General features: G+C 72.3%; 17 protein-coding genes. 6 read left to right on the top strand and 11 right to left on the bottom strand.

The window, feature by feature from the left end:
* The first annotated feature begins 1 nt into the window (after position 1).
* Entirely contained in the window at positions 2–286 is a 285-nt protein-coding gene (locus tag ACFQMF_RS04300; protein WP_256408782.1) for a DUF7314 family protein, read from the top strand.
* Positions 287–536: 250 nt separating this feature from the next.
* On the opposite strand, the gene ACFQMF_RS04295 is transcribed toward ACFQMF_RS04300, so the two are convergent.
* The 8 genes from ACFQMF_RS04295 to ACFQMF_RS04260 form a co-directional block, all read right to left on the bottom strand.
* Complete coding sequence (locus ACFQMF_RS04295; protein WP_256408783.1) at positions 537–980, bottom strand: DUF7313 family protein; 444 nt, start codon at positions 978–980, stop codon at positions 537–539.
* A gap of 24 nt (positions 981–1004) precedes the next feature.
* The gene (locus ACFQMF_RS04290) at positions 1005–1781 is read right to left on the bottom strand and encodes an NAD(+)/NADH kinase (RefSeq protein ID WP_256408784.1); all 777 of its coding nucleotides are present in this window, start codon (positions 1779–1781) and stop codon (positions 1005–1007) included.
* Positions 1782–1833: 52 nt separating this feature from the next.
* The gene (locus ACFQMF_RS04285; protein ID WP_256408785.1) at positions 1834–3156 is read right to left on the bottom strand and encodes a M20/M25/M40 family metallo-hydrolase; all 1323 of its coding nucleotides are present in this window, start codon (positions 3154–3156) and stop codon (positions 1834–1836) included.
* A gap of 75 nt (positions 3157–3231) precedes the next feature.
* Positions 3232–3894: a DUF420 domain-containing protein gene (locus tag ACFQMF_RS04280; protein WP_256408786.1), complete on the bottom strand. Its 663-nt coding sequence runs from the start codon at positions 3892–3894 to the stop codon at positions 3232–3234.
* 131 nt (positions 3895–4025) lie between these two features.
* On the bottom strand, positions 4026–5078 hold the full coding sequence (locus ACFQMF_RS04275; protein WP_256408787.1) for an NAD(P)-dependent glycerol-1-phosphate dehydrogenase: 1053 nt from the start codon (positions 5076–5078) through the stop codon (positions 4026–4028).
* 93 nt (positions 5079–5171) lie between these two features.
* Positions 5172–5870 carry a LysE family translocator gene (locus tag ACFQMF_RS04270; protein WP_256408788.1) on the bottom strand — a complete coding sequence of 233 codons (699 nt, stop codon included), beginning with the start codon at positions 5868–5870 and terminating at the stop codon, positions 5172–5174.
* Positions 5871–6000: 130 nt separating this feature from the next.
* Positions 6001–6660: a metal-dependent transcriptional regulator gene (locus tag ACFQMF_RS04265; RefSeq protein WP_256408789.1), complete on the bottom strand. Its 660-nt coding sequence runs from the start codon at positions 6658–6660 to the stop codon at positions 6001–6003.
* 91 nt (positions 6661–6751) lie between these two features.
* Positions 6752–7519 (bottom strand): DUF2103 domain-containing protein, encoded by a 768-nt coding sequence (locus tag ACFQMF_RS04260; RefSeq protein ID WP_256408790.1) that lies wholly within the window; start codon positions 7517–7519, stop codon positions 6752–6754.
* Positions 7520–7640: 121 nt separating this feature from the next.
* Here ACFQMF_RS04260 and ACFQMF_RS04255 point away from each other — a divergent pair, with 121 nt between their 5' ends.
* Both ACFQMF_RS04255 and ACFQMF_RS04250 read left to right on the top strand, forming a co-directional pair.
* Positions 7641–8303, top strand: coding sequence for a hypothetical protein (locus ACFQMF_RS04255; RefSeq protein ID WP_256408791.1), 663 nt, complete (start codon positions 7641–7643; stop codon positions 8301–8303).
* Entirely contained in the window at positions 8300–8947 is a 648-nt protein-coding gene (locus ACFQMF_RS04250; protein WP_256408792.1) for a DUF2238 domain-containing protein, read from the top strand. The genes ACFQMF_RS04255 and ACFQMF_RS04250 overlap by 4 nt, the downstream gene beginning before the upstream one ends.
* A 52-nt stretch (positions 8948–8999) precedes the next feature.
* Here ACFQMF_RS04250 and ACFQMF_RS04245 read toward each other — a convergent pair whose 3' ends face one another.
* Together ACFQMF_RS04245 and aroA are read right to left on the bottom strand one after the other, a co-directional pair.
* Positions 9000–10142, bottom strand: a complete 1143-nt coding sequence (locus ACFQMF_RS04245; protein ID WP_256408793.1) for an ArsA family ATPase — start codon at positions 10140–10142, stop codon at positions 9000–9002.
* Positions 10143–10616: 474 nt separating this feature from the next.
* Positions 10617–12038 carry a 3-phosphoshikimate 1-carboxyvinyltransferase gene (aroA, locus tag ACFQMF_RS04240; protein ID WP_256408794.1) on the bottom strand — a complete coding sequence of 474 codons (1422 nt, stop codon included), beginning with the start codon at positions 12036–12038 and terminating at the stop codon, positions 10617–10619.
* 117 nt (positions 12039–12155) lie between these two features.
* On the opposite strand from aroA, the gene ACFQMF_RS04235 reads away from it, so the two are divergent.
* Entirely contained in the window at positions 12156–12683 is a 528-nt protein-coding gene (locus tag ACFQMF_RS04235) for a multiprotein bridging factor aMBF1 (protein WP_256408795.1), read from the top strand.
* A gap of 60 nt (positions 12684–12743) precedes the next feature.
* Here ACFQMF_RS04235 and ACFQMF_RS04230 read toward each other — a convergent pair whose 3' ends face one another.
* Positions 12744–13532 (bottom strand): DICT sensory domain-containing protein, encoded by a 789-nt coding sequence (locus ACFQMF_RS04230; protein WP_256408796.1) that lies wholly within the window; start codon positions 13530–13532, stop codon positions 12744–12746.
* Positions 13533–13661: 129 nt separating this feature from the next.
* Between ACFQMF_RS04230 and tpiA the strand changes: the two genes are divergently transcribed.
* Positions 13662–14306: a triose-phosphate isomerase gene (gene tpiA, locus ACFQMF_RS04225; RefSeq protein ID WP_256408797.1), complete on the top strand. Its 645-nt coding sequence runs from the start codon at positions 13662–13664 to the stop codon at positions 14304–14306.
* A gap of 227 nt (positions 14307–14533) precedes the next feature.
* Positions 14534–16367 (top strand): molecular chaperone DnaK (dnaK, locus tag ACFQMF_RS04220; protein WP_379791609.1); only part of this gene is annotated, 1834 nt, incomplete at its 3' end.

The raw sequence follows: 16367 nt of genomic DNA, 5'->3' as shown, positions 1-16367 counted from the left end.
AATGGCAGACGAGTTCATGAAGGGGTTCGCCCTGTTCACGCTCGGTGGCCTCGGCTGGCTCACCTTCGGCGGCTGGTACCGGACGCCCTCGTACTACGACGTCGTGCAGCTGGTCAACCCGGCCGAGGGGATCGAGAGCGCCTACGGCCAGGTCGGGCTGGTCGCCGGCGACGCGTTCTTCTGGGTGATGGTGCTCGGCGCGCTCACGTTCTGGGTGCTGATCCCGGCGAGCCGCGAGCTGCGCGACGCCCTCGACGACGACGCCGACGGCGACGCGGCGAACTGATCCGCCCTTTTCCACCTCGTCTCCGACGACCTCCCCCGCGATTCAGCGCGAGCGACGAGCGTCGGCCGACCGTCGATTCGCGACTCGCGACCGCGCTCGGTTCACGGGCGTCGATCACGAGCCGAGTCGCTCAGGCGACGCGCGTGAGAACGGGTCGCGATTAAGGGTGCGTTCCGATGGTATCGGGGGCGAAACCGCGAGAGAACGGAACCGCACGGCGGGCGTCGTCCCCGGCGACGGCCCCGCGGCGCTACGCGATGACGAACTGGTCCCAGAGCCCCGCGACGAGGAACCACAGGGCGTAGTAGGCGGCGAACACTAAGACGAGCAGCGACGCGGCGATCGAGCTCTTCGGGGCCTCGATCGGCATGTCGTTGCGCGCCTCGACGTTGCGCGCCTCCAGTTCGAAGAGGTCGGCGACGAGCATCGTGATCACGAGCACCGAGAGGATCACACCGCTAACCGGGGCGTCGAGCACGAACAGGAAGCTCAACAGGAGCAGTCCGATGTTCGTGACCGCGTGCGGCGTGTACGGTTCGACCTCGTCGCCGGCGGTGCCCTGCTCGACGTGACGGCGGTACGCGAGGTGACGCGTCGCGAGGTTCGCCACCGCCATCGTCAGTATCGCGTACGGCAGCACCGGTCCGACGGCGGACAGCCAGCCGAGGGGAACGAGGAACTGCAGTGGGTCCATGTCGACACATCCGGCGACGAGTTATTAGAGCCTTTCCGATCGCCGCGCACGGCTCGCGCCCGCGAGCGTCACGAGCGCGACCGAGTCGACCGCCTCGATCGCGACCGACCGGTGCGGCGCGACGACCGCCCGCTCCTCGCCGTCGACCACGAGGGCGACCGACTCCGTCTCGCGCTCGACCGAGACCGAGAGCCGCTCCGCGGCGACCCACGCGTCCGTTCTGGTCCGGAACGGGGCGATCGGCGCGACGGAGAGGCCGCCGCCGGGCTCGACCACCGGCCCGCCGGCGGCGTTGGCGTAGCCGTCGCTCCCGAGCGGGGTCGCGACGACGACGCCGTCGGCCCGGAACGCCTCGTCCGCCCCGCCGGCGAGGTCGACGGCGAACTCGGAGATGCGGGCGGGTTCGACGGTGACGAGGGCCGCGTCGAAGGCGGCGCGAAGCGGCGCGCCGTCGCCCGAGTCGACCGCGAGGATCGGGTGGGCGACGCGTCGGACGCCGCCGCGTCGCTCGCGCCGGTCGGGAAGGGGGTCGCCCTCGCCGGAAAGCGCCGCGTCGAGCAGCGCCCGGAGGCGGCGCTCCGCGTCGTCGGCGTCGACGGCGAGCCGGCGCGACCCGACCGGGACCACCGGCGCGTCGGGCGCGCCCGCGAGGGCGTCGCGGAGGGCGTCGTCGCCGACCGCGACGACGGCGTCGGCCGCGGCGCGCTCGACCGATCGGTAGGGGAGGCCCGCGAGCGCGTCGCGGAGCGCCGCCGCCCGCTCGTCGCCGACGACCGCGACGCCCCGCTCCGACGGTTCCATACGCGAGTGGTGCGGCCGGCGCGGGTGAAAACCTCCCGGTTCGCGGCGGGGGTTACTCCCCGAAGGGCCAGTCGCCCGTGAGCCTCATCCCGGTCGCCTTCCCCTCCGCTTCGAGCGCCGCCGCGATCGCGTCCCGGTCCCGCCGCTCGGTCGTCACCGACGCGTCGGCGAGCTCGACGACGAGTTCGGTCAGGAGGATCGCCTGCTCGCGGAGGTTCCGCGGCTCCAGCTTGTCGAGGGTGTCCGCGCCGGTGTGGCCCCAGCCGCGGCCGCGCCCCTCCGTCTCCCCGGAGGCCATGTACCCCGGGATCCCGCGCTCGACGAACGGCCAGTGGTCGCTGTGGGGGACCAGTTCCGCGCCGAGCGAGAGGGGGTGGTCGAAGCGGTCGGCCACGCGCTCCGCGGCCGCCGCGAGCGCGTCGAACCTGTGGTGGTCGAGCTTCAGGGTCCGGCCGAACACGTTGCTGTCGACGTTGACGACGGCCGCGACCCGGTCGGGGTCGAGGCCCTCCGCGTACCGCGAGGAGCCGACGAGGCCGACCTCCTCGGCGCCGAAGGCGACGAAGCGGACCCGCCGGTCGAGCTCGTCCTCGCGGGCGGCGAGCGCGTTCGCGACCTCGACGACCGTGGCCGTCCCGGCCCCGTTGTCCATCGCGCCCTGCGAGACGTCGTGGGCGTCGACGTGCGAGGAGACGACGAGGTGCTCGTCGGTGTCCGGGCCGAGCTCGGCGACGACGTTCCCGCTCGTCGCGTCGGGCGTCTCGCAGTCGACGGCGACGGTCAGCTCGTCGCCCTCGTTCCGGCGGGCGAGCCGCGCGCCGACCTCCTTCGAGACGCCCACCGCGGGGATCTCACCCACCGGCGCGTCCGCGGTGCCGACGCTGCCGGTCGGCGGGAGCGTCCCCTCGACGTGGTTCGCGAAGACGAAGCCGGCGGCGCCGGCCTCGACGGCGCGGTAGTACTTCTCCCGGCGGTGGACGAACCGGTCGACCGAGTCGGGAGTGTCGGAGGAGGCCATGACGACGGTCCCGTCGAGGTCGGCCTCGAAGTCCTCCGGGACGCCGTAGCCCAGGTCGACGAGCTCGCCGGTCGCCTCGCCGCTCGGGCTCCGCGGGAGCGCGATGCAGGCGTTCATGCCGGCCGCGAGCGTCTCGTCGCCGGCGCGGACCGCGCTGTCGCCGCGCTCCCACCCCTGGATCTCGAACTCCTCGATCCGGGCGTTGCGCGCGCCGGCGTCGGCCAGGGCGTCGCGGGTCAGCTCCAGCCCCTCGCGCTCGCCGTCTGAGCCGGCCATGCGGTGGTCGAGGTCGACGAGCGATTCGAGGTGGTCCCAGCCGGCGTCGCTCGTGAAGGTGTCGCCGATCCAGTCGGTCATGGGTGTGGGTGGCCGGGGCGCGGGTCAAGCGTTTCGGTGGCGGCGGACGGGGCCGGCGGTCGGACCGGGAGTCGGTCAGACGGCCGGAACGACCGGGAGCAGGACCGTCGCGGCCTCGGCGGCCGCGAACGTCGAGTCGTACAGGTGGTTCAACAGGAGGTAGGTGACGACGCCGAGCGCGAGCGAGAGGATCCACGCGCTCGCGGCGACCCGGCCGACCCGGCGGTGGGGGGTCTCGTTTCGGAGCTCCCGCTCCGAGTGCGTGAGCCCGAGGACGATCGCGTAGAGGACGACGGGGACGGAGACGACGGAGAGCAGGATGTGGACCGCGAGCATGATCAGGTACGCGGGGTACACCCAGTCCCACAGCGGGACCCAGCCGTACGCGGAGTCGAGGACGAACTCCTTCGTCCCGCCGCCCGCCACCTTCGGGAGGTACATCCCGAGGAACAGGAGGATGAGGCCGAACGAGGTCGTCATCGCGGCCGCGTGCTTCTTCACCTCGTCGTTGCGGATCCAGTACCAGCCGAGCGAGAGCGTGGCGATCGTGACGGTGTTGACCGCGGCGATGGCGTGCGCGAGCAGGTCGACGGTCCCCTGCGTGAGCGTCGGGAACAGCGCCTGGAACTCGGGGACGAGGAAGACGCCGCCGACGGCCCCGTAGCCGACGATCGTGAGGAGCGCGGTGATCGCGCCGGCCCGCTCCTTGGCCCGGTCGCGGACGCTGGCGGTGGACATATCGGAGGGAGGGAACGGAGCGATAAGTCGGCTTCGGGTGCTCCCGGCGGTCGGGACGGGAAGAGCGATCGGGACGGGAGGGCGGGCGGTCGGGACGGGAGGGCGGGCGGTCGCTCGACGCGTCCGCCGACCTACCGGTCGATGACGCCGGTCGCCGTCGCGACCTCGATCGCGGCCTCCTCGTTGATCCCGCCCTGGAGGATCGTGTAGCGGTCGCGGATCTCGTGGGCGGTCGTCAGCGCGGCGATCAGCTCCTCGTCGTCGACGCCGAGCTCGGCCGCGGTCGTCGGGGCGTCGAGCTCCGCGAGCGCGTCGCGGATCGCGCTCCACCGCCCGTTCTCGCCGCTGTGGAGGTACTCCGTCACGACCGAGGCGACGCCGACCTGGTGGCCGTGGAGGGCCTTGCCGGGCGCGATCCGGTCGAGCTGGTGGGAGATGAGGTGCTCCGCGCCGGAGGCGGGCCGCGAGGAGCCCGCGATCGACATCGCGACGCCGGAGGAGACGAGCGCCTTCACGACGACCCACGACGACTCCTCCAGCCCGGGCCGGATCATGTCGGCGTTCTCGACGAGCAGCTCGGCGGTCATCTCCGAGAGCGCGCCCGCGTACTCGCTGTACTCGACGTTCCGCAGGCGGCGGGCGAGCCGCCAGTCCTTCACGGCGGTGTAGTTGGAGATGATGTCGGCACAGCCCGCGGTGGTGAGCCGCCACGGGGCGTTCGCGAGCAGCGCCGTGTCCGCGACGACGGCGAGCGGCGGGTCGGCCGCGACCGAGTGGCGCGTGTCGCCCTCGGGGATCGAGGAGCGCCCGGAGACGATCCCGTCGTGGGAGGCGACGGTGGGGACGGAGACGAAGCCCACGTCGAGGTGGTCGGCGGCCATCTTCGCGATGTCGATCGGCTTCCCGCCGCCCAGGGCGATCAGGTAGCCGGGGTCGATCGCCTCGGCGGTGTCCGTGAGCTCCTCGACCGCGTCGAAGGAGGCCTCGTCGACGACGGCGGTCGCGGGGTCGTCGAACTGCGCGCGCACCCGGTCGCCGGCGATCTCGTTCGGCGTCGGGCTCGTGACGATGAGGGGGCGCCCCGTGAGGTACAGCTCGCCGACCGCGGCCCCGAGGTCGTCGATCACGTCGTGACCGACGAGCACGTTGCGCGGGAGCTTGATCCACGTGGACTTCTCGAACATACGGGTCGGTCGCGCTCGCGAGGCAAAGCCGTTGCCCATGTCGGCCGGGCCCGGGAGGCGCGGGGCCGTCCGCGGACGCGAACGCGCGACCGCCTACGCGGCGAGCGCCGAGAGCGCGGTGGCCGCGTCGTAGAGGAAGAAGACGCCGAAGCCGGCGAGCACGGCCGCCGACGCGACCGCGACGACCGGCGCGAGCGTCTCGGTCCGGCTCTCGGCCGCGACGAGCACCGCGGGGAAGCCGGTGATCCAGGTGAGCACGCCGAGGAAGAAGCCGCCGATCAGCGCCGGCGACCCGGTCGTGACGACGAAGGCGCCGGCGAGGTCGGCGCCGACGACCGGGAGCCGGGCGAGCACGTCGAGCTCCCCCGGACGCAGCAGGCCGACGCCGACGGTGAGCCAGAACAGCACCTGGTACGGGTTCGTCAGCGCGAGCACCAGCGCCTTGCGGAACCCCTTCCCCGCCTCGATCGAGGGCTCGTCGCCGGACGCGGGACGGAACGACGCCCGCGCGCCGCGGGCCGCGCCGACGGCGAAGTACAGCATTAAGACGCCGCCGGCCGCGACCATCGCGGCGCGGAGGAGCGGGAGGGACTCGACGACGGCGACGACGCCGAGGTACGCGAGGACGAAGAAGATCGCGTCGGCGGTCGCCGCGCCGAGCCCCGCGCGGAAGCCGGCGGCCCGACCGCGGAGGACCGACTCCTCGGCGATGACGGCGTTCATCGGACCGGGCGGGGCCGCGAGCGCGAGGCCGAAGACGACCCCGGCGGCGAGCGTCACGAGGAGGTTCACACCGCTCGCAACGACCGGTTTCGTGAAAAAGTCCGCGACGGAGCGGTGAACGTCAGGGCCCGAAAAGCCGCACCGACGGACGGAAGCGGGGAGCGGTGCGGGAACGAGGGCGACCGAGGGGGCCGAACGCTCAGTCCGCGTCCTCGACGCGGATCGACCGGGCGATCGCCGCCGGCAGGCTCTGCTCGCCGGTCGGGGTCGTCACGGTCACCATGCCGAAGGGGGCGACGTCGACGACCTCGACCGCGGTCCCCGGCGTGATCCCGGCGTCGGCGAGGTAGTCGAGCTCGTCCTCGTCGCGGTCGGACACCCGCGTCACGACGACGCGGTCCCCCTCGTCGCGGTCGGAGAGGCGCGGCCCGCTCCCCTCGTCGACGGGTTCGAGGTCGGCCCCGGGGATGGGGTCGCCGTGGGGGTCGACGGCGGGGTCGCCGAGCGCCTCCGCGACGCGGCGCTCGAACTCCTCGGAGATGTGGTGTTCGAGGGCGTCGGCCTCGTCGTGGACCTCGCTCCAGTCGTAGTCGAGCCGGTCGGCGAGGAACGCCTCCAGCAGCCGGTGGTGGCGGACGACCTCCAGCGCGACCGCCTCCCCCTCCGCCGTGAGCTCCGCGCCCTGGTACGGCTCGCGCTCGACGAGCCCGCGCTCCTCCAGCTTCCCGAGCATGTCCGTGACGGACGGGGAGCTCTTGTCGAGGTACTCCGCGACGGCGGACGTCGAGACGGGGGGGCCCTGCTCCGACTGGAGGACGTAGATCGCCTTCAGGTAGTCCTCCATGACGTCGCTCAGCATTTATAAGCGATCGCGGCCGGCGGCCCAAATACCTACCGGGAGCGGTCGCCGGTCGGAGGGGTTCGACCGGATCGCGGCGGCCGCGGACCGGTCACTCGTCCCGGAGCTCGGCGTCCCGCAGCGCCTCGTTGAGGTCCTCGCGGACGCGCTCGCCCGTCTCGCGGTCCATCGCGGTGGTGACGATCCGGTTCTCCTGCACGCTGGAGCCGTCCCGCAGGAGGAGCCGGACGTTCCCGTTGGTCCCGGCGCGCGTCGCCTTCGCGCGGAGCCCCGTGCGCGAGCCGGTGCCGCCGGCGTCGATGGGGCCGGGAACGATCTTCTTGACGTGGGGGTGCTGCGCGACCGTGCTCACCGCCTTCCGCCCCTTGCGGTCGCCGATGAGCGTCGAGTGGGAGCCGCCGATCTTCTCGCGCGGCGGGGTCTCGACTACCTCCAGCGCGCGGTCGCCGCGCCGGTCGAGCACCCAGGAGACGACGGGGCTCGCGCGCTCGCGACCGTCGTCGGACCCCTCGTCGACGCTCGCGTCCGGCACGCGGTAGAACTCGTGGTGGACCTGTGCGCGCGTCTCGCGGAGCGGCTCGCGCGCGCCGGCGGCGTAGACGGTGTCGGGGCGCTTGCGGCGGATCTCGTCGGCGACCCGGCCCGCGAAGTTGCGGAGCTGGACCTCGGTGAGCCGCTCGTCGCTCTCGGGTCGCGTCGTCACCGTCGTCTCGCCGACGACCGCGTCCTCGTCGAGCATCGTCAGCCTGGCGCGGTCCTCGGCGAACTCGGCGACGACGGCGTCGGCGTTGGCGGTGTTACAGGTGAGACAGTAGTCCCCGGGCTTGCGGAGGGGGGTGCCACACCGCCGGCAGTTCATACCGGACGGAGGCGCGTGGCGGATAAAAGCGCGTCCGTTCGTCCCGGCTCGGAGCCCCCCTTCCCCCTCCTCCGGGCCACGGAGGCAACCCATATTAGTGGGGGCCGGCCTGAGGTGAGGTATGGACACCGACGGACCCGACGACGATCCCCCGGGCGAGCGGGGGCCGCAGGTTCCGGACGGCGACGCCATCGAGGACCGGGTGGCGCGGCTGTTCCGCAGCGGCCGGACGAACGCCCTGGTCGCGTGGGCGATGGCGGCGGTGCTCGCCGGTGCCTTCGTCGAGAGCCTGCTCGGGGGCGACCTCCTCCCGATGGCCCTCGTCGCCGCGATCGGAGCCGTCGTGGTCGCGCCGGCGGTCGCGGCGCGGGACCCGCGGGTGATGCTCCCGTGGGAGGTGCTCGGGCTCGCGCTGTTACCGGTGCTCGTGCGCGTGCTCTTCGGAGGCGAGCTCGGGACGTTCGCGACGTACCTCGCGATCGCCGCGTTCGCGCTGATCGTCACCGTCGAGCTCCACATGTTCACCGCGCTCCGGGTCACCCACTGGTTCGCGGTGCTGTTCGTCGTGCTGACGACGATGGCGACGGCGGCCGCCTGGACCGTGCTCCGGTGGAACGCCGACCGGCTGCTCGGGACCGGCTTCCTGACGACGAACGAGGCGCTGATGATCGAGTGGATCTACGTGACGCTGGCCGGGCTCGCGGCCGGCGTCCTCTTCGACGCGTACTTCCGGCGGCGCGGGGCGCGGCTCCGCCGGCGGATCTGGCGGGTGGTGCGGCGATGAGCGTCCGCGGGGCCTTCCGCGCTCGGCCGTCGCTGCGGACCCAGCGGCGGCTCACCAGGGCGATGCAGCTCCTCCTCGCCGGCATCGTCGTCTACGGGGCCGCCTTCGGGCAGCCGAAGGCGATCACCAACGGGGGGCTCGGGCTGCTCGTCACGTTCGTCCCGGCCGCGCTCGAACGGAACTACGACATCCCGCTCGACCCGTGGCTCGGGGTGTGGATCACGTCGGCGGTGCTGTTGCACACGCTCGGGTCGGCCTGGTTCTACGCGCAGATCGGGTGGTGGGACCACCTCACGCACGCGCTGTCGGCCTCGCTGGTCGCGGGCGCCGGCTACACGACGCTGCGCGCCGTCGACCTCCACAGCGACGCGATCCGGATCCCGCCGCGGTTCGCGTTCGCCTTCATCCTCGTGGTGGTGCTCGCGTTCGGGGTCGTCTGGGAGCTGTTCGAGTTCGGGCTCGACATCGTCGCCGACGAGACGGGGATCGAGATGCCGCTCGCGCAGTTCGGGCTCGACGACACCGTGGCCGACCTGATGTACAACTCGGTCGGCGCGCTGGTCGTGGCGCTGTTCGGCCAGGCGCACCTCACCGGCGTCGCGGAGCGCGTCCGCGACGGGCTGTTCGGACCGACCGAGGAGTGATCGGGGCCGGGCGGGGATCCGGACGGGCTAACGCGGGCACGCCGCGACGGACCTAGCGCAGGCACGCCGCGACGACCCGCAGCGCGGCCTCGCCGCGGACCTCGTTCGCGAGGAGCGGGACGCGCTTCACGTCGCGGCCGCGGAACAGCTCGGCCGCCCGCCGGAGCGCCCCCTGCTGGACCTCCCAGCGCCGCGCGCAGAACTCGCAGGTGTCGGGGTTCGGCTCGACGATCCACGCCGGGTCGACGTCGGCCACGTCGCCCACGCCCTCCATCACCCGGTTGACGACGAGCGTGTTCACCGGAATCGAGAACTCGTCGAGGCGGGCGACCAGCCGCTCGGACTCGACGACGCTCATCTCCTCGGGGATCGTCACGACGCGGAAGTCGGTCTGTCCGGGGTCGCGGAGCACGGCCCGGAGGCGCTCGATCCGCTCCTGCAGCTCGTCGAGGTCGGCCGTGGGGTCAGGGCCGTCGTCCCCACCGCCGAACATCCCCTTGAGCCCGTCCATCATCCCGGAGAAGCGGTTGCGGAGCTTCATCACGCGGCCGATCATCGAGTCCATGATCTCCGGGAGCTGGAGCAGCCGGAGCGTGTGCCCGGTCGGCGCGGTGTCGACGATCACCCGGTCGAAGCGCGGGTCGTCGAGGTATTCGAGCAGCTGTCGCATCGCGGCCGCCTCGTCGGCGCCGGGCATCGTCCCGCCGAGGAGGGATCCGAGGCCCTCTTCGGCGCTCTCGTCACCGGGGGCGGCCTCGCCGCCCATCATCCCGCCCATCGCGTCGCCCATCTCCCCCATCCCGCCCAAGGGGTCGCCGTCGGCGCCGAACATCCCCTCCTCCATCGCGTCGTCGGGGTCGATCTCGGCGGCGTAGAGGGGCATCTCCTCGCGGATGCGCGTCGGCTCGGCCGGGATGTCGGTCTCGTAGGTGTCCGAGAGGGAGTGCGCTGGGTCCGTCGAGACGACGAGCGTGCGGACCCCGCCCGCCGCCGAGGAGAGCCCGGTCGCGGCCGCCATCGTCGTCTTGCCGACCCCGCCCTTCCCGCCGTAGAGGACGTACTCGGGCGCGTCGACGCCCTCCGGGAGGGCCGTGGCGTCCGTCTCGGCCGGGAGGTCGGCTTCGGAATCGGTCTCGGGGTCGTCGCTCTCGGGCTCCTCGACGCGATCCACGGGTTCGACGTCGATGTCGTCCATACCGGGTCGTGCGTGCGGCGCGTACGTGTACCCGTCGGTACGGAGAGGGTGCGGCGTGGGATGTTGAGTTTGCCACTGAGGTATCCGGGACGATATCGGTCGGGCTGAGAACATCGTCGCAGCTTCTGTCGTATTTATAAATAGAGGGGAGTGGATCCCGGTGAACACCGCCAAAGCCCCAGTCGCGAGGACTCGCGCGGCTTGCTGTGCTCCTCGCTCGGTCGCTATCGCTCCCTCACTGCGGTGCTTGCCGCGCCGTGCTTCGTCCTCGCGACTGCCCCTTTGAGTCCCACCCCGCACGGCACCGCAACCGCACCTCACACCTCCCCAGCCTCGCGGTTCGCGCTCTTCGAGCGCTCACCGCGTCCCTCGCACGCGCTCCTCGCCGCCGAGGACGGCGGCTCGGAGGCGCGCGCCACCGTACCGTAGTCTGTTTATAGGTAGTCGCAGTCCGGCGGTCTTTACGTATCTCGTCTACTCGGTCGCGCCCTCGCGCTCGACGGCCATCCCGAGGTCGGCCATCGCGTCGAAGAAGCCCGGGAACGAGACGTCGACGTGCTCGCCGCCGCGGATCGTCGTGGTGCCCTCGGCGGCGAGCGCGGCCACGGCGAGCGCCATCACGATCCGGTGGTCGGCGCGGCCGTCGACGGTCGCGCCCCGCAGGTCGCTCTCGGAGCCGTGAATCGTGAGCGCGTCGGGCTCCTCGGTCGTCTCGGCGCCCATCGCTTCTAGCTCCTCGGCCATCGCGGCGACGCGGTCGGTCTCCTTGTACCGGACGTGCTCGCAGTTCGTGATCCGGGTGTCGCCGTCGGCGACCGCACCGAGCGCGGCGATGGTGGGAAGGAGGTCGGGGGTGTCCCCCACGTCGACCGCCACGCCCGAGAGGTCGGACCGCCGGACGGCGATGACGCCTTCGTCGCGGTCCCAGTCGATGTCGGCGCCCATGCGCTCCGCGATGTCGACGATCGCGGCGTCGCCCTGCGCGCTCGGGCGAGCGCCCTCGATCCGGACGGCCTCGCCGGGCTCGGCGGCGATCGCCCCGGCGGCGACGAGGTACGAGATGGAGGAGAAGTCGCCGGGGACGGCGTAGCTCCCGCCGGCGGGCGCGTACGACTGACCCCCCTCGACGACGAACCCCGCCGCGCCGGCGGCGCCGTCGAGGGGGGCCCCGTCCTCGCCCACGGGCGTCGCCTCGACCCCGAAGTCGCCGAGCAGTTCGAGCGTGATGTCGACGTACGGCGCCGACTTGAGCTCCGTCGTCAGCTCGACCTCGATCCCCTCGTCGGTGACCGCGCCGGCCATCAGCAGCGCGGTGACGTACTGCGAGGAGACGTCGCCGGGGATGGCGACCTCGCCGCCCGCCAGGGGGCCGGCGATCACGAGCGGCGCCCGCCCGTTGCCGCGGGTCGACTCCGCACGGACCCCGAGGTCGCCGAGGGCCGTCAGGAGCGGGCCCTGCGGACGCGACCGGAGCGACCCGTCGCCCGTCAACACCGTCGCGCCGTCGGCGAGCGCGGCCGCGGCCGTGACCAGCCGCATCGTCGTCCCGGAGTTGGCGCAGTCGATCACGTCGTCCGGGACCGCCGGCCGGCCGCCGAAGCCGTCGACGGCGAGCGCCTCGGCGTCGTCGGGGACGCGCGCGCTCCCGTCGAGGGGTTCGGGGTCGGCGGCTCTGGACTCGGGGGCAGGGGCTCCGGGCTCGGGGCTCGGCCGGACCGCGCCGCCGAAGGCGGTCACGGCGCGGGCGGTCGCCCGCGTGTCCGCGGAGACGAGCGGCGACCGCACGGTCGCGCCGTCGCTGTACCCCGCGGCGAGCAGCGCGCGGTGCGTGTAGCTCTTTGAGGGCGGCGCGCGGGCGGTCCCCCGGACGGTCGAGCCGGTGACGTGGACGTCCATACCGTCCCTGCCGGCCCCGGCGACAAGTCGGTACCGGACGCGGCACGACTCCCGGCTCGGGCACCGGTTCGGGACCGCGGCGCACCCTTTATACCACCGGGAGCGCTAGCGTCGCCCATGCCCCAGTGTGAGATGTGTGGCGCCGACCAGGCCTCGCTGACGACGACGAAGGTCGAAGGCGCCGAGCTGGAGCTGTGTAGCTCGTGTACGGACTTCGGCACCGAGGTCCGCGACGAGTCGACCGGCTCCGGCGGCGGCAAGTACTCCACGAGTTCGAGCACCGGGACGTCGTCCTCGTCGTCCGGCTCGTCGGGCTCGTCGGGCTCCTCGGGGAGCTCGACCCGGCCGCGCGACATGTTCGACGACATGGACGAGATCGCCACGGACTACGACGACCGGATCCGGAACGCCCGCGAGTCCCGCGGGCTCAGCCAGGAGGAGCTCGCCGACCAGCTGAACGAGAAGGCGAGCCTCATCCGCAAGCTCGAACGCGGCGACACCCTCCCCACCGACGAGGTCCAGCGCAAGCTCGAACGCGCGCTCGACGTCTCGCTGGTCGAGGGACAGTCGTCCGACGACGCCGACTGGGAGAGCGGCGACTCGGGGACGATGACGCTCGGCGACGTGGTCAAGCGGAAGGACTGACGCCGCCCGCGCAGTCCCCGATTCTCACCGCGTCGTCGATCCCGGTTCCCGCCGACGTCACTACTCCCGGTTCCCGCCGACGTCGTCCGTCGCCCCGGTCTCGTCGCCGCCGGTCCCGTACCGCTCGGTCAGGTAGTCGATGATGTAGTCGACCGTCTCGGGGTCGTAGCTCCAGAAGCCGAAGAACTCGCCGGGGGCGCGCTCCTCGGCGAGCAGCGCGCACTTCGCGTCGTCGTAGCCGCCGCCGTCGTAGGCGACGAACCACGTCTCGCGGATCTCGGCGGTCTCGCCGACGTGAACGGTGTACTGCTCCACGTCTGGCGGCTCGCCCTCGTTCGCGGCGTACGCGTGGACTTCGAGCCGCTCCTTCCCGCCGAGCAGGGCGTACGTGTCCGCCTCCCCGGTGAGGACGTCGAGGGTCTGGAACCCGGCGTGGAGCTCGCCGTCGCCGACGCGCCACGCGCGGTCCTCGATCTCCCTGGACGCGGCGACCATGTCGTCGCGGGAGTAGGAGGTGAACATCGTCTCGTCGAGGTGATCGAGGATCGGTTCGCCGACCCGACCGCCCCCGGACCCCCCGCCCTCGCCGGCCGGATCACTGGCGGACGCGTCCGTCCCGTCGCCGGCGTCGGGGAGGAGCTCGTCGACCGCGACGGCCGTGACGAACTCGCCGTCGCGCGAGAGGACGGCGTACCCCTCCGGCCCCTCGTCGGTCCGTTCCTCGGCGATCCGGACGCTGCGGTCGGCGAAGTGCGCGCGGAGCTCCTCCGCGACCGCCGGGTCGGCGTTGAAGACGGTCAGCGTGGGCTCGCGGGCCTCCACGCCGGCGATGAGCTCGATGAGGGACATCGTTCGTCCCGACCCACAGTACCGGGGTATAAGGACGTTTCTGCTCCTGCGAACGGATCCCCCAGGGACCGGCGGGGAGGCGTCGCCGGAGCATGAAGCTATTTGCGCCCCCGGCCCCCGAGTGCGGGTATGTTCATCCTGGTGAACCTCAAGGCGTACCCGTGCGACCCGATCGACGTCGCGACCGCCGCCCGCGACGTGGCCGAGGCGTCCGGCGCGCGGATCGCGGTCTCGCCGCAGGCGGCGGACGTCGCCCGCGTGGCCGACACCGGCGTCGAGACCTGGGCCCAGCACGTCTCGCCGAACGCCCACGGCTCGCACACCGGCTCGACGCTCGCCGAGGCCGTCGCCGACAATGGCGCCGAGGGGACGCTGATCAACCACTCCGAGAACCGCCTGAAGCTCGCGGACGTCGACGGCTCCGTGCGCGCCGCCGAGCGCGCCGACCTGGAGACGATCGTCTGCGCGAACAACCCCGCGCAGGTCGGCGCGGCCGCGGCGCTCGGCCCCGACGCGGTCGCCGTCGAACCCCCCGAGCTCATCGGCGGCGACGTCTCCGTCTCGACGGCCGACCCGGGGATCGTCGAGGACGCGGTCGCGGCCGCCGACGCGGTCGACCCCGCGGTCGACGTGTTCTGCGGCGCCGGCGTCTCGACCGGCGAGGACGTCGCCGCCGCGGCCGATCTCGGCGCCTCGGGGATCCTGCTGGCCTCCGGCGTGGCGAAGGCCGACGACCCGCGGGCGGCGCTGGAGGACCTCGTCTCCGGGCTCTGAGCGGGGCGAGCGTCGGCCGAGCCGCGCGGTCGCCGACCGACGGCAGGGCCCGACGGTGACCCGCGCCGGCCGTCGCGAGTTCCTGCGCTTGCGGATCAGTATAAAGACACCGGTGCGACCCGTTCACACGATCGTCGAAACCGCACGACGAGAGCGGGATCGACTGGACGGCGAGATCGCGCCGTCTAGTAACCTTTAACCGACAGAAGCCGCTAACTTTGACTAAGATGGCGAGCAACAAGATCCTCGGTATCGACCTCGGTACCACCAACTCCGCGTTCGCGGTGATGGAGGGCGACGAGCCCGAGATCATCGCGAACGCGGAGGGCGACCGGACGACGCCCTCCGTCGTCGCCTTCGCCGACGACGGCGAGCGGCTCGTCGGAAAGCCGGCGAAGAACCAGGCCGTCCAGAACCCCGACCGCACGATCCAGTCGATCAAGCGGCACATGGGCGAGGAGGACTACACCGTCGAGATCGGCGACGACGAGTACACGCCGGAGCAGGTCTCGGCGATGATCCTCCAGAAGATCAAGCGCGACGCGGAGGAGTACCTCGGCGACGACGTCGAGAAGGCGGTCATCACGGTCCCTGCCTACTTCAACGACAAGCAGCGGCAGGCGACGAAGGACGCCGGCGAGATCGCCGGCTTCGACGTCGAGCGCATCGTCAATGAGCCGACCGCCGCCTCCATGGCGTACGGGCTCGACGACGAGTCCGACCAGACCGTCCTCGTCTACGACCTCGGGGGCGGCACCTTCGACGTGTCCGTCCTCGACCTCGGCGGCGGCGTCTACGAGGTCGTCGCCACGAACGGGGACAACGACCTCGGCGGCGACGACTGGGACGAGGCGCTCATCGACCACCTCGCCGACGAGTTCCAGAACGACCACGGGATCGACCTCCGCGAGGACCGGCAGGCGCTCCAGCGGCTGAAAGACGCCGCCGAGGAGGCGAAGATCGAGCTGTCGAACAAGAAGGAGACCACCGTCAACCTCCCCTTCATCACCGCGACCGACAGCGGTCCGGTCCACCTCGAACAGTCGGTCACCCGCGCGACGTTCGAGAACCTCACCTCGGACCTCATCGAGCGCACCGTCGAGCCGACCGAGCAGGCGCTCTCCGACGCCGGCTACGAGAAGGGCGACATCGACGAGGTCATCCTCGTCGGCGGCTCGACCCGGATGCCGCAGGTCCAGGAGAAGGTCGAGGAGCTCGTCGGCCAGGAGCCGAAGAAGAACGTCAACCCCGACGAGGCGGTCGCGCTCGGCGCGGCGGTCCAGGGCGGCGTGCTCTCCGGCGACGTCGACGACATCGTCCTGCTGGACGTCACCCCCCTCTCGCTCGGGATCGAGGTGAAGGGCGGCCTCTTCGAGCGGCTCATCGAGAAGAACACCACGATCCCGACCGAGGAGTCGAAGGTGTTCACCACGGCCGCGGACAACCAGACCTCCGTCAACGTCCGCGTCTTCCAGGGCGAGCGCGAGATCGCCGAGGAGAACGAGCTGCTCGGCGCCTTCCAGCTCACCGGCATCCCGCCGGCGCCGGCGGGCACCCCGCAGATCGAGGTCTCGTTCAACATCGACGAGAACGGGATCGTCAACGTCGAGGCCGAGGACCAGGGCTCGGGCAACGCCGAGTCGATCACCATCGAGGGCGGCGTCGGCCTCTCCGACGAGGAGATCGAGGAGATGCAGGAGGAGGCCGAGAAGCACGCCGAGGAGGACGAGGCCCGCCGCGAGCGGATCGAGGCCCGCAACGAGGCCGAGACGACGATCCAGCGCGCCGAGACCCTCCTCGAAGAGAACGAGGAGGACCTCGACGAGGGCCTCGTCGGCGACATCGAGGACGCGATCGAGGACGTCGAGGACGTCCTCGAAGACGAGGACGCCGAGACCGACGAGATCGAGTCGGTCACGGAGGCGCTCACCGAGGAGCTCCAGGAGATCGGCAAGCAGATGTACGAGGGACAGGCGGCGCAGCCGCCTCCCGGCGGCTCCGGCGGCGGCGGCCTCGTCGGCATGGGCGGCGCGGCCGGCCCCGGCGGCGCGGCCGGCCCCG

It is taken from the genome of Halorubrum rutilum (genome assembly GCF_042665015.1).
Lineage (GTDB): Archaea > Halobacteriota > Halobacteria > Halobacteriales > Haloferacaceae > Halorubrum > Halorubrum rutilum.
Note: the sequence above shows the minus strand (reverse complement) of the source record. Positions and strands in the feature narration are given on the sequence as shown.

Excerpts from the sequence above, each read along its gene's own strand:
- ACFQMF_RS04235 (WP_256408795.1), top strand. The coding sequence starts at position 12,156 with ATGCCCCAGTGTGAGATGTGTGGCGCCGACCAGGCCTCGCTGACGACG.
- ACFQMF_RS04260 (WP_256408790.1), bottom strand. The coding sequence starts at position 7,519 with ATGAACTGCCGGCGGTGTGGCACCCCCCTCCGCAAGCCCGGGGACTAC.
- ACFQMF_RS04245 (WP_256408793.1), bottom strand. The coding sequence starts at position 10,142 with ATGGACGACATCGACGTCGAACCCGTGGATCGCGTCGAGGAGCCCGAG.
- ACFQMF_RS04280 (WP_256408786.1), bottom strand. The coding sequence starts at position 3,894 with ATGTCCACCGCCAGCGTCCGCGACCGGGCCAAGGAGCGGGCCGGCGCG.
- ACFQMF_RS04285 (WP_256408785.1), bottom strand. The coding sequence starts at position 3,156 with ATGACCGACTGGATCGGCGACACCTTCACGAGCGACGCCGGCTGGGAC.
- ACFQMF_RS04265 (WP_256408789.1), bottom strand. The coding sequence starts at position 6,660 with ATGCTGAGCGACGTCATGGAGGACTACCTGAAGGCGATCTACGTCCTC.
- ACFQMF_RS04230 (WP_256408796.1), bottom strand. The coding sequence starts at position 13,532 with ATGTCCCTCATCGAGCTCATCGCCGGCGTGGAGGCCCGCGAGCCCACG.
- ACFQMF_RS04300 (WP_256408782.1), top strand. The coding sequence starts at position 2 with ATGGCAGACGAGTTCATGAAGGGGTTCGCCCTGTTCACGCTCGGTGGC.
- tpiA (WP_256408797.1), top strand. The coding sequence starts at position 13,662 with ATGTTCATCCTGGTGAACCTCAAGGCGTACCCGTGCGACCCGATCGAC.
- ACFQMF_RS04290 (WP_256408784.1), bottom strand. The coding sequence starts at position 1,781 with ATGGAACCGTCGGAGCGGGGCGTCGCGGTCGTCGGCGACGAGCGGGCG.
- ACFQMF_RS04295 (WP_256408783.1), bottom strand. The coding sequence starts at position 980 with ATGGACCCACTGCAGTTCCTCGTTCCCCTCGGCTGGCTGTCCGCCGTC.
- ACFQMF_RS04255 (WP_256408791.1), top strand. The coding sequence starts at position 7,641 with ATGGACACCGACGGACCCGACGACGATCCCCCGGGCGAGCGGGGGCCG.
- ACFQMF_RS04250 (WP_256408792.1), top strand. The coding sequence starts at position 8,300 with ATGAGCGTCCGCGGGGCCTTCCGCGCTCGGCCGTCGCTGCGGACCCAG.
- ACFQMF_RS04275 (WP_256408787.1), bottom strand. The coding sequence starts at position 5,078 with ATGTTCGAGAAGTCCACGTGGATCAAGCTCCCGCGCAACGTGCTCGTC.
- aroA (WP_256408794.1), bottom strand. The coding sequence starts at position 12,038 with ATGGACGTCCACGTCACCGGCTCGACCGTCCGGGGGACCGCCCGCGCG.